Raw genomic sequence first — 262 nt, 5'->3', positions numbered from 1 at the left:
CGCCGACCAGCAATGTCAGCGGGAATTCCGGCAGATCCGCCAACAATCGCGCGCGCCAGCTGCGGGCACAGATCGGTGGCGGCGGTAAATCCGCGCCTTTGTCGGTATAGCCCGGAAAGCAGAACGCCATTGGCAGGATCGCAACCTTGTTTGTGTCATAGAAATCCTCCTGCCCCAGCCCCATCCAATCCCGCAGCCGGTCGCCAGAAGGATCGGTAAAGGGCCGACCGCTTTCATGCACCCGCGCGCCGGGGGCCTGACC

The 262-nt window shown here is 63.7% G+C and carries 1 protein-coding gene; it reads right to left on the bottom strand.

Going from position 1 to position 262, the window contains the following annotated elements; all coding sequences use genetic code 11:
- On the bottom strand, positions 1–241 hold a 241-nt coding region (locus Q4528_RS14370), incomplete at its 3' end, for a uracil-DNA glycosylase family protein (RefSeq protein ID WP_368506727.1).
- Positions 242–262 lie beyond the last annotated feature (21 nt).

The sequence above is a fragment of the Staphylococcus pasteuri genome, assembly GCF_030547725.1.
Lineage (GTDB): Bacteria > Bacillota > Bacilli > Staphylococcales > Staphylococcaceae > Staphylococcus > Staphylococcus pasteuri.
The sequence above is the reverse complement of the archived record's forward strand: the minus strand, read 5'-3'. Positions and strand labels throughout refer to the sequence as shown.